The 14,333-nt window shown below is 34.7% G+C and carries 10 protein-coding genes; 3 read left to right on the top strand and 7 right to left on the bottom strand.

Going from position 1 to position 14,333, the window contains the following annotated elements; genetic code table 11:
• Window positions 1–75: 75 nt before the first annotated feature.
• A complete protein-coding gene (locus tag ACFFLS_RS21230; protein ID WP_379687258.1) occupies window positions 76–1,410 on the bottom strand; it encodes a BNR repeat-containing protein in 1,335 nt (444 codons plus the stop codon).
• Window positions 1,411–1,734: 324 nt separating this feature from the next.
• Window positions 1,735–2,178 (bottom strand): energy transducer TonB, encoded by a 444-nt coding sequence (locus ACFFLS_RS21235; RefSeq protein ID WP_379687259.1) that lies wholly within the window; start codon window positions 2,176–2,178, stop codon window positions 1,735–1,737.
• Window positions 2,179–2,479: 301 nt separating this feature from the next.
• Here ACFFLS_RS21235 and ACFFLS_RS21240 point away from each other — a divergent pair, with 301 nt between their 5' ends.
• Together ACFFLS_RS21240 and ACFFLS_RS21245 are read left to right on the top strand one after the other, a co-directional pair.
• Entirely contained in the window at window positions 2,480–3,475 is a 996-nt protein-coding gene (locus tag ACFFLS_RS21240; protein WP_379687261.1) for an SDR family NAD(P)-dependent oxidoreductase, read from the top strand.
• A 29-nt stretch (window positions 3,476–3,504) separates the two neighbouring features.
• Window positions 3,505–4,323, top strand: coding sequence for a helix-turn-helix domain-containing protein (locus ACFFLS_RS21245; protein ID WP_379687263.1), 819 nt, complete (start codon window positions 3,505–3,507; stop codon window positions 4,321–4,323).
• 63 nt (window positions 4,324–4,386) lie between these two features.
• Here the strand turns inward: ACFFLS_RS21245 and katG are convergent, their stop codons facing one another.
• Entirely contained in the window at window positions 4,387–6,663 is a 2,277-nt protein-coding gene (gene katG / locus ACFFLS_RS21250) for a catalase/peroxidase HPI (RefSeq protein WP_379687265.1), read from the bottom strand.
• Between the two features lie 730 nt (window positions 6,664–7,393).
• On the opposite strand from katG, the gene ACFFLS_RS21255 reads away from it, so the two are divergent.
• Window positions 7,394–8,188 (top strand): polysaccharide lyase, encoded by a 795-nt coding sequence (locus ACFFLS_RS21255; RefSeq protein ID WP_379687267.1) that lies wholly within the window; start codon window positions 7,394–7,396, stop codon window positions 8,186–8,188.
• Window positions 8,189–8,282: 94 nt separating this feature from the next.
• Here ACFFLS_RS21255 and ACFFLS_RS21260 read toward each other — a convergent pair whose 3' ends face one another.
• From ACFFLS_RS21260 to ACFFLS_RS21275, 4 genes are all read right to left on the bottom strand, one after another.
• Window positions 8,283–9,713, bottom strand: coding sequence for an AcvB/VirJ family lysyl-phosphatidylglycerol hydrolase (locus tag ACFFLS_RS21260; protein WP_379687269.1), 1,431 nt, complete (start codon window positions 9,711–9,713; stop codon window positions 8,283–8,285).
• A gap of 26 nt (window positions 9,714–9,739) precedes the next feature.
• Window positions 9,740–10,393, bottom strand: a complete 654-nt coding sequence (locus ACFFLS_RS21265; protein WP_379687270.1) for a DUF998 domain-containing protein — start codon at window positions 10,391–10,393, stop codon at window positions 9,740–9,742.
• 18 nt (window positions 10,394–10,411) lie between these two features.
• Complete coding sequence (mprF, locus tag ACFFLS_RS21270; RefSeq protein ID WP_379687271.1) at window positions 10,412–13,039, bottom strand: bifunctional lysylphosphatidylglycerol flippase/synthetase MprF; 2,628 nt, start codon at window positions 13,037–13,039, stop codon at window positions 10,412–10,414.
• A gap of 197 nt (window positions 13,040–13,236) precedes the next feature.
• Window positions 13,237–14,262 (bottom strand): NAD(P)-dependent alcohol dehydrogenase, encoded by a 1,026-nt coding sequence (locus tag ACFFLS_RS21275; protein ID WP_379687273.1) that lies wholly within the window; start codon window positions 14,260–14,262, stop codon window positions 13,237–13,239.
• Window positions 14,263–14,333: the final 71 nt, after the last annotated feature.

Genomic DNA, 14,333 nt, shown 5'->3' on the forward strand with positions numbered 1-14,333 from the left:
CATAATTATTAATTCAAAAAATGTTAAACGAAAAAATTATACTTATGCTAAAAAACCATTCTTTTTAATCCATTATTATTTTTTCAAAACAGGCAATTTTTTGACTTCCAAAACCTGTACAGGTTCTGGATTTACTTTTACTAATCCTTCTCCATCTGCCTGACTTACATTTTGAGAAAAAATGTGCAGTTGTTTTTTATCTTTCCAAAGTTCTTTATCCAAATTAGGTTCCCATTGTCCGACTGTAAAACGACTTAAATCTGTTAACTGCCATTTTTTATTTCCTAAATCAGCATAAGCCAATGTGATTTTATTGTCGCGTTCTTCATCTCTAAAAAGCAAATAAAGCATCGATTTATCAACCAAAATCTCAGGACGTGAAATCGGAATTCTTTTAGTTCCGCCTCCGCCTAAACTAAAAGGTTTAATATGAAAATCGGTATTGATTAAATTCCATTTTCCATCAGATAAATACACGACTTTATATTGCGGAATGCCAGTATTGTCCCAATAAGTAGTGATGTATGGATTTCCTTGATTGTCAACAGTCATTGCAGTTTGGTTAATTAAACTGCTGTTTTGTGGTACTTCCCAGGCATGTTCCGCCGTTGCTTTTGTAATTGGTAAAGTGTATTTTTCTCCTGTAGATTTTTGCCATGTTTTTCCTCCATCTGCTGAAAAAGCATAACAAATATCATGGTTCGTTGATACATCCCAGCTTTCTCTCCAAACCCACGAAATGTAAATTCCTTTTTCGCCTATACACATTTGCCAATAAGCACTACGCTGGTTTTCACCATCAAGCAAGTTATTTTGTAATGATGTCCATTGCTGCGTTTTTACATCATAAGATTTCATAACCAAATTTCCTCTTCCAGAAGCACCAGAACGGTAACAAAACAATAAATTTCCATTAGAAAGATTATGAAATTCAGGATACGTTACTTTATTCTCGTCCACACCAGTCATAGCTATTTCTTCACCTAATTCTAAAGAAAACGGTTTCTTGCTTCTCGCATAACGTAAACGTGTATCATGATGATCCCAGCTCACGTGAAGATAACCATCGCTATCAATTGCAATGCTGATATCGTTGTGAGCATCTTTTACATTGCCGCTGTAAGGTGTAATTACTTTATCCCAGTTGTTTGAATTTAGTTTTCGTTTTGCCAAAACCATTCTGCCCTCCGGATCGTAGTAAGCTGTATATTGATTTCCTTTAAACGAGGTCAGTGCACTATTTCTAAAAATAACCGTATTAACAGAATTGTTACTCCAGCCTAAACCTACTTCACTTTCTGTAGTTTTTAACTGGGCATTTACATGAAATGAGAAAAGTAGTAATGCTAAAAATAAACTTGTCGTACGAAATGATTTTTTATTTGATTGAGTATATGAATCGATTTTCATTTTTAAAAAAAGTTAATTCAATGGATTAGATTCCATTAAAGCTATAAGTATTGCTTTATTTTGCTGACACTTTATTTTTGAATTAATAAGTGTAACAACAACACTTCAAATATAGCAAACTTTTTCAAATTATGTAATCTTAATTAAAAAACACAAAAAAATATGTTTTATAAAAAATTACAACAATTATTTTAAGATAAAACAAAAAACACTACCTATACAAAGTATTATAAATATCATGGACTCCCTGATAAATTATCGTTTTGGAATTTAAGATTATTACAAAAGACAGAATCCAAATTTTCAAAAAAAGAAAGTCATTAATTACGGCTGCAAATAATATGGCATGCTGTACAAACATCTCACTGGATTTCCATCTTTGACTGCGGGAATCCAATTTGATGATAATTTTAAAACCCTCTCTAATTCCTTGCCAGATCCATAGCCAAAATCATGAAGAATTTCTATTTTAGATAAGCTTCCATCCTTTTCAATCACCATGTTTGCAAAAACTGCTCCATAAGCTTCATCCTTAACTATTTCCTCTGAAACAACAAAATTCTTCTTTATAAAAGCGTAAAATTTTTGAATACCTTCTGGATATTTCGGTAAAACATCTACTTCACCAGGTTTATAAACTTCATTATCTTCTTTCTTTATTTTATTCTCATTCTTTTCTGTTTTTATTGCTTTCTGAGGTGTAATTGTTTCTTTATTTCCACTTCTTTTAACGGAATCAATTTCTTTAGAAACAGAATCTTCCACCATAGGATTACTCTTATTTTGACAACTAAAAAATAATACAAGACTAAGGGATATCAAAAATATTCTTATCATAGTTTCTGTTTATATTTATTTTCTTAGCTAATATAAATTTATTTCCATTCAATAAAACAACTCCATGCAGTTAAACTTTTTGATATCAAAGGAATAAGTATAAAAAGCTGTCTCTAAAAAACTCATCTACAATTATGGACGTTTAAACAAACCTTTTTAGGACGTTTAAACAAAGTTACCGTTTCTTATTCCCTCTAATTTTGCTTCATCATAACAATTAAAAATTTAAAAAATGGAACAGAATAATTATTACGGAGCATTGCAGCAACCAACAGGTTCTGGATTTAATGCCAAATCAACAACAAATGAAGTGATAAAAGGAATTGATCTTACAGGAAAAACTGCTATTGTAACTGGCGGTAATACTGGGATAGGTCTAGAAACGGTTAAAACACTTTCCGGCGCAGGTGCAGTTGTAATTGTACCCGCAAGAGACATAGAAAAAGCCAAAAGAAACCTCAACGGAATTGCAAATGTAATTATAGAAAAAATGGATTTAATGCAGCCTGATTCTATTGATGCTTTCGCAGAAAGATTTCTGAGATCAAACCAACCGCTTCATTTACTTATTAATAACGCTGGTATTATGTGGGTGCCATTGCGAAGAGATTATCGAGGATTTGAATCACAATTGGCAACCAATTATCTCGCTTTGTTTCAGCTTACGGCTAGATTATGGCCAGCTTTAAAAAAAGCAAACGGTGCAAGAGTGGTTAATGTATCTTCTGGCGGCCATCAATTTTCTGATTTTAATTTTGAGGATCCCAATTTCTTTTACCGAGAATATGAAACTTTACTGGGATACGGACAATCAAAAACTGCTGTTAATCTGTTTTCTATGGAATTTGACAACAGAGCAAAAGCTCATAAGGTACGTAGTTATGCTTTGTGTCCGGGAGCAGTTGGGGAAACAGAGTTGGCAAGAGAAGCACCAATCGACTTATTTCAAAAATTAGGTTATTGCGATGCGGAAGGCAATATACTGCCAGAAGTTGCTGCTTCATTAAAAACCATTCCACAAGGCGCTGCGACAACGGTTTGGGCTGCTACCAGCAAATTGCTTGCTACTATTGGAGGCGTTTATTGCGAAAATGTTGATATAGCCTCTTTAAACTCAAATACAGCTGTTATAGGCGGTATTAAACCTTATTCGCTTGACGAAAAAAATGCCAAACAATTATGGAAATTAAGTGAAGAGATGACTGGAATCAAACTTGATCTTAACTAATATTTGTATCTTTATACCACACTAGCATTATGGACTATCAAGTAAATTACATCAATCCTGAAATTAAACTTTCTAATTATACTGGAAAGCTCTTTAAAACGGAAGCGGCATTTAATGATCATTTGCTCGTGTGGTTAATTTCGGGTGAAACTAAAATCATTCAGGCAGATGAAAGTTTTGTATTTGGTCCTGGAAGTACTTTTTTAATTCCTAGAAATCAGCTGGCAACCATTATCAATATTCCTAAAGACGGACTGCCGCACAAGGCTGTTGCTATGCATTTATCTTCAAAAAGGCTTAGGGAATTTTACGGTCAGGAAAATATAAAATACAAAAATACGGTACCAAAAATTTTCAGTTTTCACAAACATCCTCTGCTCGAAAGCTGTCTGGCTTCTCTGATTCCGTATTTTGAAATGCAGGAGAACTTTCCTGAAAACATTGCATCATTAAAAATCAATGAAGCCATTTCAATTCTTACCACAATTAATAGAGACATTGATTCGATTTTAGCAAACTTTGATGAACCTCATAAAATTGATTTAATCGGTTTTATGGAAAAGAATTTTATGTTTAATATGTCATTAGAAAAGTTTGGTTATTTAACGGGACGAAGTTTGACCACATTCAAAAGAGATTTTCATAAAGCTTTTAATGAAACACCTCAGCGCTGGCTGAGCAAAAAAAGATTAGAATTGGCCTATTATCAACTGATAGAAAAAAATAAAAAACCAGTTGACGTTTATTATGAAATTGGATTTGAAAATTTATCGCATTTTTCATTTGCATTTAAGAAACAATTTGGTCACTCTCCAACCGAACTACAAAGAATAAAAACCAATATTTAATTTTTCATATATAAAAAAAGACGCCTTCTGGGCGTCTTTTAAAATTTATGTTTCTCAGTTGGATTATGCTTTTAAATCGAATCTATCCAGATTCATTACTTTAGTCCAAACTGCAATAAAATCATTTACAAATTTTTCATGGGCATCACTTGAAGCATAAACTTCTGCTATTGCTCTCAACTCTGCATTTGAACCAAAAACAAGGTCAGCACGTGTTCCAATCCATTTAGGCTGTCCTGTACTTCTGTCGTTTCCTGTATACAATTCTTTATCATTAGAAACTGATTGCCACTGCGTGTCCATATCTAACAGGTTTATAAAGAAATCATTTGTCAAATGACCTGGTCGATTTGTTAATACACCGTTTTTAGAACCATCTGTATTAATATCGAGTACACGAAGTCCTCCTAAAAGTACGGTTAATTCTGGAGCCGTAAGAGTCAATAAATTTGCTTTATCGATAAGTAGTTCTTCAGTCTTTACAACCGATTTTGTTTTTCTATAATTTCTAAAACCATCTGTTTTTGGTTCTAGATATCCAAATGATTCTACGTCGGTCTGCTCGGCAGAAGCATCCATTCTTCCAGGCGTAAAAGGCACTGTTGCTGCAATTCCGGCATTTTTTGCCGCTTTTTCGATACCAGCACTTCCTGCCAAAACAATTAAATCTGCCAATGAAACTTTTTTACCATCACTTTGTCCAGCATTAAATTCGCTCTGAATATTTTCTAATTTATCTAAAACCGTTTTTAATGCTGCAGGATTATTTACTTCCCAGTCTTTCTGAGGAGCAAGTCTAATACGGGCGCCATTTGCGCCACCTCGTTTATCCGATCCTCTAAAAGTAGAAGCCGAAGCCCATGCTGTAGCAACTAACTGTGACACACTTAATCCTGAATTTACTATTTTATCTTTTAGTTGTGCCGCATCCTGTTCGTTTATCATGGTATGATTTACTGCTGGAATAGGATCTTGCCATAACAATACCTCTTCCGGTACATCAGGTCCTAGGTAACGTGCACGCGGCCCCATATCACGATGCGTCAATTTAAACCATGCTCTAGCAAAGGCATCTGCAAATTGGTCCGGATTTTCTAAAAAGCGACGCGATATTTTCTCATACGCAGGATCTAATCTTAAAGATAAATCTGTAGTAAGCATTGTTGGCAAATGTTTTTTATTAGCGTCAAAAGCATCTGGAATAATTGGTTCTGCATTTTTCGCTACCCATTGATGTGCACCGGCAGGACTTTTAGAAAGCTCCCACTCAAAAGCAAATAAGTTTTCAAAAAAGTTATTACTCCATTGTGTTGGTGTTTTTGTCCAAGTTACTTCAAGTCCGCTTGTAATAGCATCTGCTCCTTTTCCAGAACCGTAACTATTTTTCCATCCAAATCCTTGCAATTCTAAACCAGCTGCTTCTGGTTCTTCCTGCACATGGTCTGAAGAAGCTGCACCGTGTGTTTTTCCAAAAGTATGACCACCGGCAATTAATGCTACCGTTTCTTCGTCGTCCATAGCCATACGACCAAAAGTATCTCTTATATCTTTCGCCGCAGCAATAGGGTCAGGATTTCCATCAGGTCCTTCAGGGTTTACGTATATAAGTCCCATCTGAACTGCTGCTAGCGGTTTCTCAAGATTTCGGCTATGAATTTTACCGTCTGGATCATCATCTGATGAAACTACTCCATGATCTTTAGGAACGCCATCAGAGCCATCTTTATAACGTTCGTCACCTCCAAGCCATGCCGTTTCAGATCCCCAGTAAACAGATTCATCTGCTTCCCATACATCGGCTCGTCCTCCCGCAAAACCAAATGTTTTAAATCCCATTGATTCCAAGGCAACATTTCCCGTTAAGATCATTAAGTCAGCCCAAGAAATTTTTTGTCCGTATTTTTGTTTTATAGGCCAAAGCAATCTTCTTGCTTTATCAAGGCTCACATTATCAGGCCAGCTGTTAAGAGGTGCAAAACGCTGTTGTCCTGCTCCTGCACCGCCTCGTCCGTCGTGTACTCTGTAAGTTCCTGCACTATGCCAAGCCATTCGGATAAAAAGACCTCCATAGTGTCCAAAATCTGCAGGCCACCAATCTTGTGAATCAGTCATAAGAGCATGTAGGTCTTTTTTCACTGCTTCAAGATCGAGGCTTTTAAAAGCTTCTGCATAATCAAAATCCTTATCCAACGGATTTGATAATAATGAATTCTGCCTCAGGATATTTACCTTTAACTGTTTTGGCCACCAGTCACGATTCTTTGTGCCTGAAGCTGCCTGCTTGTCCATGCTCCCATTATGAAAAGGGCATTTGCTGATGTCATTAGATTGATTGTCCATATTTGAATTTTTTATTTTTTACTAAATTACAAACTAATGAAAGAGAAAATTAAGAGTGTGAATCACAAATAATACTTCCGTAATAGACAAAATCTATTTACAACTCTCATTATAACTACAATTACTTATAAGCTTACTATTGGCTCTAAAAAATATTTTACTCTTGGGAAAAAGTTTTAATTTATATAATATGGTATTACATTATATAAATTTAATAAAAAGAACTCGTTGGGTGAAATAGAATAAAATAACTTCATTCAAAAATTAAAATCTAATTTGATTTACAGAAATCCTTTAATCCAGATGGGTATCAGGAGCGTGAAATACTTTTGAGCATTAATTTTTCACGCAGATTTAGAAAGATTAAAACAGATTTAGGCAGATTTAGGCAGATTTATATCTATGCTGATGTGATAAAATAGAAAAACTACAATTTCACCCAACAGGTTAAAAAGAATCTCTTTATTATAATAATTAGAAAACAGATTATATAGCAAGCTAAATCTTTCAAATTATTATACATTGTCCTTTTGTGTCTTTCTTAAAAGGGAATTATTTTCAAACTCTAAAAAATATACACAAAATACATTACCTGAATTTTTGTGTACGTAAAAACGGACTTAATTACTCCCTCTAAAAATTTTAATTAATGAATTTTACACAGTGAATGATGCAACCACTAATCTATTATTCACTAACTATCAATTCATTAACCTTAAAATTTCAAAAAATGAAAAAAATCTTAAAAGTTACCAGTTTAGTATTTATCGCAGTGCTGGCGTTTAGTTCCTGCGAAAAAGAACAAGATTTGAATGAAACATATAGCATTAACAAAGAAGCTTTCGAAAATACGGACAAGGACGTATCGCAAACTTCCGAAAAAGATGCTGTATCAACTGGCATCACTGCAAAAGGCAGTACCGGAGCTAGAACTATTACTTTACAGACAAATACCTTATCATGTCCCGGCGGTTTGTGTACATCTTATGGTGTCTGGTCAACGGGAGTTTATACTGTTTGGTTCCAAATGAGATTTAACTCTGGATTTTACTGGAGCAGAGGCGGTAAATGCGGTTACGGTATCTTAATTGGCGACCAAAATACCGGCGGTGATCCGGGATGGGACGGAAACGGCGGTAGTGCAAGATTTATGTGGTATTGTCCAAATGGATCAAACAGTGCTAAAGGAAGCGGCGCTTATCTGCAGCCTTATGTTTATTACAGAGATCAGCCTGGACAATATGGTAATGATTTCGGAAAAAAATACTACATACAAGAGAACGTAACGTACAATTGTCAAATATCGGTTAAAATGAATACGGGTTCAAATACTGATGGATACGTGAAATATTATGTAAATGGAACAGAAATATTAAATCAAAAAATTCGCTGGGTAACAAATGACTCTAAACGTAATATTAATGCTGTGAGCCTTCATACATTCCGCGGAGGCAGCCAAGAATATTGGAAAGCTCCTGTTACAAGCTCTATTTATTATCCAAGTGCGTCTTGGGATGCTCTATAATTATAAATAAATCTGTTTGGTTTAAAGACATTTAAGCAAATAAGTCGTAAAAAAGCTCTAAATCAGTGATTTAGAGCTTTTTTTTTTCAATTTTTTATTTAATTTCTTTGAGAATGCTCTCTGCCAGTTTATTATAGTCATTATTGAAATGATGTGAACCAGGTATTTCAATAGTCTTAATACCAGATTCTGAGAAACGATTGCGGGTTTCGGAATCTTCTTCGCTTCCAAAAAAACAAACGGGATTGTAGGCTTTGATTTTCTTCATTTCTGAAATTACATCATAATTATCCTTAGAACTTTCTAAACTCAGCATATCAGCAATATGAATTTCAAAATCAGCTTTTACATCTGGAGAAAAAGCGTAAACACCTTTTAATTTTTCTTTTAATGATTCTGGAAAATTAGCAGCTGCAAAAGGAACAACCGAAGCACCAAACGAATAACCAACTAGTACAAAGGTCTTTTTATTCCATTGCTGCATATAATGTTCTGTTGCTTTTGCTATTGCATTGGCGGTTTCTGATGGGGTTTTGGCGTTCCAAAAATATTTTTGTGCATCGAGCGCTATTACAGGAATTCCCTTTTCTGCCAGAGCTTCACCAAAAGACTGATCAAAGCTTGTCCATCCTCCGTCACCCGAGATTAAAAACGCTACAGGCGAATTTTCGTCCTTATTTTTAGTCGGAATTAAAGTTAAAGGCATTTCAAATGGAAGCGGTGCAAGATGCTGTTGTTTTAATAACGAATTCTGCTCCAATTGTTTTTTTGCATAATTAGGCATACTTAAGACTTCCTTGTAAGCTTCAATGAACTGAGGCAACCAGTTTTTGGTAACTGAGAATCCATGCCCTACTTTGGATAATGATATTAATTTTCCTTGTTTTAGTCCATCCATATATTTTTTTGTATCGGCATAATTACAAACTTGGTCTGTAGTTCCTTGTAATACAATAAAAGGAGCTGTTAATTTTTCTGTTTTCTCCAAATAATATGCCTTCCCTTCCTTTAAGACATGAGAAGTTAATCCAGTTCCATCACACAATGTTTTGTCGGTTTCTATGTCTGGGCAAAATCCTAAAGCAATAGCTCCGCTGAAAGTGTTTGCAGGAGCCTGAGCCAGCATTCCGTATACAAGAGTTGCGCCTGAAGAATAACCAACTAATATGGGTTTTAGATACTGGTTCATTTTTAGCTTTTTCTGCAAAATCATGCTCAGCTCTTCAAAATCTCCGGCTGGATAATAACATTTGACTTTTTGTTTTTTGATGGCTTTAAAATAATGCTGAATATCAATTCCTGCTACTAATGCACCCTGATCGACAATATTTTTCGCCATGTCTACAACACCACTGTTCCAGCCTCCGTCACCCGAAACAAACAATACTACAGCATTTGGAGCTGTCTTAGGTTTATAGATAGTGACTTTACCAAATGCTCCAACTGTGATAGTATCGGCTGCTGATGCAAATGCCTCGAAACAAGAAATAAAAATAGAAAGCGTGAGAATTACAATTTTGTTCATCTTAATTACTTTTTAGCATTATGAAATTAAATTCTACATTTTTTATGATACATTATAATGGAAATTGCGATAAAATAAACATAGAGATTCAACAGAAACAATCGTTGCCACAATCCTTTAAAATGTATAATAAGGCTGGTTTCATCTGAAGAAAAACGAATAGTAAACAACAGCATGGTTATGATTCCTGTAACAAAAACAATCCATGACAATCCATAAAAAAACGGATTCTCTTTTCTTGAAATTACCTTGTGCATAAACAACGGTAATAGCAATGCTGCCAAAAGACCAATAGAGCCAGCTATATCATGCACAATAAAAGAACTGGTCATTTCCCCTCCTATTCTATCGGCTTTAAAAACACCAGAGCCTATTCCTTCTCCCAATCCGTACAACATAATCAACCCTGAAGCAATTTTTACATTTTTAGCATTATTGTCAAAGGCTTTTCTAAACTGAAATCCGAAAAAGACAAACACAATTCCGATAGCTATCCACCACAAAGAAATTATATTGGAAACAGGGCTTATCGAGGCTCCCAAAGAACTCATCGTATTTGTTAACTGACTATATCCAGGATAATAATTTCCTAATACAAACAATATCATAAAATCAGCAATGCAAACTATAATACAAAATACAGCTGTCATCTTAGCCCAATTTAACTGCTTTGCATTCATATTTTTCACAGTTTTTAATTATGGTTTTACCACTTTATTTAAAACTAATGGAGCCTGAAGCAGATCATAATCATGAGAATACACTAAATATTTATTGTACCATATTGGAGAAAATTTTTCCTTAAAATCTCGAAGGCCTTTATAATGCGAAAAGAATTTAATTCGTTCGTAAGCAAACTTCATCGATTTTTCTGGAAAAGTTTCTGCCTCTTCTATTCCGCTCATCGCTGCCAGTCCTAAATTTACTGAGGTACAGCCCTGAGATTTCAAGTACGTAAAAAGTTCCAAAAGAATAAAATCCATAATACCATTGGGCGCATCATTTGTTTTTCTGATCAAATCGTAAGTTCCTTCACCATTGGCATAATCCGGAATTACATTTATAAAAGCGACAATCTTTTCTTCGGCACTTTCGACTGTGATAATGGTCTGCTGTTTGAGTTCTTCCCAATCAAATCTTCCCTGCGAAAAAATGATTTCACGTCTTCCTGTATTAACAAGCCATTCATCGCTTACTGCTTTTATTTTCTGCAGCAATCCATCCTTAATAGGCGCATTATGAATTGTCGCTGTAAATCCTTTTTCTCTTACTTTGCTTATGGCGTTACGAAGTGATTTTTTAGCGCCACCTTCTAAAGTAAATGTATTGAGGTCTACTACTCCTTCCTGACCTATAAATAAACTTTTTTTATGCAGTGAATGAAACAAAGCCAGACTTTCTTCTGGAACCCGATAATAAATGCTTCTTAATCCGTTTTCGTAACAATAAGCATCAAATTCTATGATGCATTGTTTCATTTCTTCATTTGATGCTGCAACAGGATTTTCTAGAACAACAGCAAAATTATCGGTTACGCGATAGGCTAGAAAAGACTTCTTATCTGCTGTAATATAGATAAGTTTATCATCGTAAGTTTTAAAATAATCTAGAGAAGAGTTCCCGTACTGTTTTACAAGTTCATCAGCTGTTACAAAATCATCTTCAACCACTTGCTTCTTGACTGTATAAGGGCGGATCAATGCAAAAATTAAAAATCCTAACGACACAAATCCGCAGATATTTATAGAGAGTAAAAAGCGTCTCGCAAAACGATCTAAAGGCACTAAATCAGAACTTCCGATTAAAAAATAATTCTGCATTCCGTATCGAATCGATTCAAGCCAATTAAAATCAATATTAAAATGTTTTTTATCCAGAAAATAAAAACCTAAAATACTGTATACCAACACCGCTGCAATGCTGATTAAAACCGTTTTTAAGCCAATACTTTGCAAATGTGAATTGCTCTTTATATAATATTCTTTTCGTGTAAAAATCAAAGTAAGAAGAACTAACAAGGCAATTGAAGCTTCTTCATAATCAATTGCTTTAGTAAGATTTCCAATAATAGAAATTCCAGTCAAGAAAACTGCAAACCACCACGCAGTACGCAATCCTTTGAGCATAAAAGCGGCATTTACGAGCATAAATAAACCAGCAGTTATCACAAAATAATTTGACACTTTAATGGCCGAAATAGGAATAACATTTTCTAAGACATGCAGACGTTCTGAAATTGCAGGAGTCAGCACCGATACTATATTTATCAATCCTAAAATGAAAAGTAGAAAAGAAGGCACAACTCGCATTAATAGTTTGTTTGCACTGAATAGAAAAAGTGATGCACCTGCCAATAACGGAATCCAAAATTCAAAAAAACGATACAAAAAAGTAATCGCTATAGCGTTGACATTTTCAAATCCATACTGAATAAGTATAAAACTCATTGAAATTTCGATGGCTCCAAATCCTCGAAGAAAAGGAGAAACAATCAAAAATATAACTGAAATAATATATCCCATTGCAGCTGCTGCTAATGAAGGAGCAAATCCCAGTGCAATCATTGCCACGTATAAATGTGCAATTCCAACAAACTCAATAAGCACAGAATAAAAAACAACCTGCAGGAACTTCCTTTTAATTATTTTGTTGTTTCTGAAATCATCAATAAATATTTCTGCTGAAGGAGAAAACTTTAATATCAAACGATAAATAGCTCCTTTCGCGATAATCGAATTGTAAATAAAAAAAACAAGAATGCTTAATCCCACAATTGCTGTAAAAGCGTACCATTCTCCAGATCCTACAGTTCCCTGAAACAATGAATAAATCAAAGCCGGTATGGCTACAATAATCACCGAAAGAATCCCTACAAAACCATATATCAGAGAAGCAAAATGAATTTGAGTAGGTTTAACACCGCTCTTTTCAATAGGTTTGGTAAAAAATGCTAAAGAAGAAATGCCGCCTGCGGGCAAAAAAACACTCACGAAATTTCGTTTAAGAAAGAGAATAACGGCCTGTTTAAAGGAAATTTCGCTCTGAACTGCTTTAAAAGAAGCAAAATACATTAATGCCTGAAGCACAATATAAAAGGCTGCAAGTGCAATACCGCATACAACCCAAAAACTTTTGGTATCTGCCAATACATTATTTACCTCTTTTAATTCTGAATTTTCATGTTTGATAAACCAGATTCCAACTCCTATAAAAAAAATGGTGAGTATAAACTGTCTGATAATTTTATCATTTTCACGTAAAAAAGAAATTCCTTTTCTTTCTTTAAAAGAACTCAAAAACCTTTTGGAAACGGCTACTATTTTCATACTTATGCTACAGATAGAATAATTTATTTATGAAAAAAAACACAATAGAACTTATATAAATGTACAACATTTTTGAATTAAATTTTAATTAGTTATTTGAAAAACAGCAGCATTATAAACCTTAAAAATCAGAAAGAAAAAAGGCATCATTTTTAATGACGCCTTCTATACTATTTATATTAATTTAATCTGAACATTTATGGAACCAGAACAGCTCGTCCTTTGATTTGTCCATTACGCATTCTATCATAGACTTCATTTGCCTGCTCCAAATTAAACTTTTCAATTTCGATATGGATTTTTTTCTGTCTTGCCAGTCCTACAACTTCCATCAATTCGGTACGAGATCCCCAATACGGATTAGTCATGGTAACTCCAAAAGGCAGTCCATTCATGCTGTATTGATAATAGCCACCTCCTAAACCAACAATGGTAAGATCACCATCCATTCCAACAACTTTTGTTCCTAGTTCAATGGTTGGTGTAGCTCCAACGAAATCCAGGATCACTTTAGCTTTTTTCAGACCTGTAATTTTTAAAATTTGTTCTGCAGCATCTGCATCTTTTGAATTAACCGTATAAGCAGCACCTAATTCTTTAGCAAATGCCAGCTTTTCTTCTGTTACGTCGCAAGCAATTATAGCAGCACCCGAAGTTTCTCTTAAAATCTGAATCGCCACGTGTCCAAGTCCGCCTACTCCTATAACTACTACATATTCATCTGGCATAAGTTTAGGAAGTGATCTTTTAATAGCTGAATAGGGCGTTAATGCAGCATCCGTCAATGGTGCCGCAATTACAGGGTCTAAATCAAAAATAGGCACTAATAATCTTGAGGATGGTACCAGCATATATTCGGCCATTCCACCGTTTAGTCCAAGTCCGCCGCCATAACCTAATTCGCTTTGATGGTCACAGTAATTCTCTTTTGACTGCTGGCAGGGTTTGCAATGTCCGCATCCCCATGGTCCATAAACCAGTACGGCATCCCCTTTTTTGTAATCTTTTACAGTGTCTCCGACAGCTTCAATCCAGCCTGCATTTTCATGTCCAAGGGTGAACGTAAGATCTCCAACTGTTCCTTCGTCTATGATATGCAAATCAGAATGACAAACTCCTGCTCCGCCAATTTTTAACAAAACCTCATCTCCTTTAGGAACTGGTTTTTCTAAATCATTCACAACTCTCACATCTTTATGTCCAAAATAACGTACTGCTTTCATAATTATATTTTTTCATTGCTTTAATATGAAACAATGTACACCAAAATGCTGGGATTTAAAAGAATGTACCT

Origin of the sequence: Flavobacterium procerum, assembly GCF_042431625.1 — a bacterium.
Classification (GTDB): domain Bacteria; phylum Bacteroidota; class Bacteroidia; order Flavobacteriales; family Flavobacteriaceae; genus Flavobacterium; species Flavobacterium procerum.

Bases quoted from the DNA above. Each gene is read 5' to 3' on its own strand.
- ACFFLS_RS21230 (WP_379687258.1), bottom strand. From the start codon at position 1,410: ATGAAAATCGATTCATATACTCAATCAAATAAAAAATCATTTCGTACG.
- ACFFLS_RS21235 (WP_379687259.1), bottom strand. From the start codon at position 2,178: ATGGTGGAAGATTCTGTTTCTAAAGAAATTGATTCCGTTAAAAGAAGT.
- ACFFLS_RS21240 (WP_379687261.1), top strand. From the start codon at position 2,480: ATGGAACAGAATAATTATTACGGAGCATTGCAGCAACCAACAGGTTCT.
- ACFFLS_RS21245 (WP_379687263.1), top strand. From the start codon at position 3,505: ATGGACTATCAAGTAAATTACATCAATCCTGAAATTAAACTTTCTAAT.
- katG (WP_379687265.1), bottom strand. From the start codon at position 6,663: ATGGACAATCAATCTAATGACATCAGCAAATGCCCTTTTCATAATGGG.
- ACFFLS_RS21255 (WP_379687267.1), top strand. From the start codon at position 7,394: ATGAAAAAAATCTTAAAAGTTACCAGTTTAGTATTTATCGCAGTGCTG.
- ACFFLS_RS21260 (WP_379687269.1), bottom strand. From the start codon at position 9,713: ATGAACAAAATTGTAATTCTCACGCTTTCTATTTTTATTTCTTGTTTC.
- ACFFLS_RS21265 (WP_379687270.1), bottom strand. From the start codon at position 10,393: ATGAATGCAAAGCAGTTAAATTGGGCTAAGATGACAGCTGTATTTTGT.
- mprF (WP_379687271.1), bottom strand. From the start codon at position 13,039: ATGAAAATAGTAGCCGTTTCCAAAAGGTTTTTGAGTTCTTTTAAAGAA.
- ACFFLS_RS21275 (WP_379687273.1), bottom strand. From the start codon at position 14,262: ATGAAAGCAGTACGTTATTTTGGACATAAAGATGTGAGAGTTGTGAAT.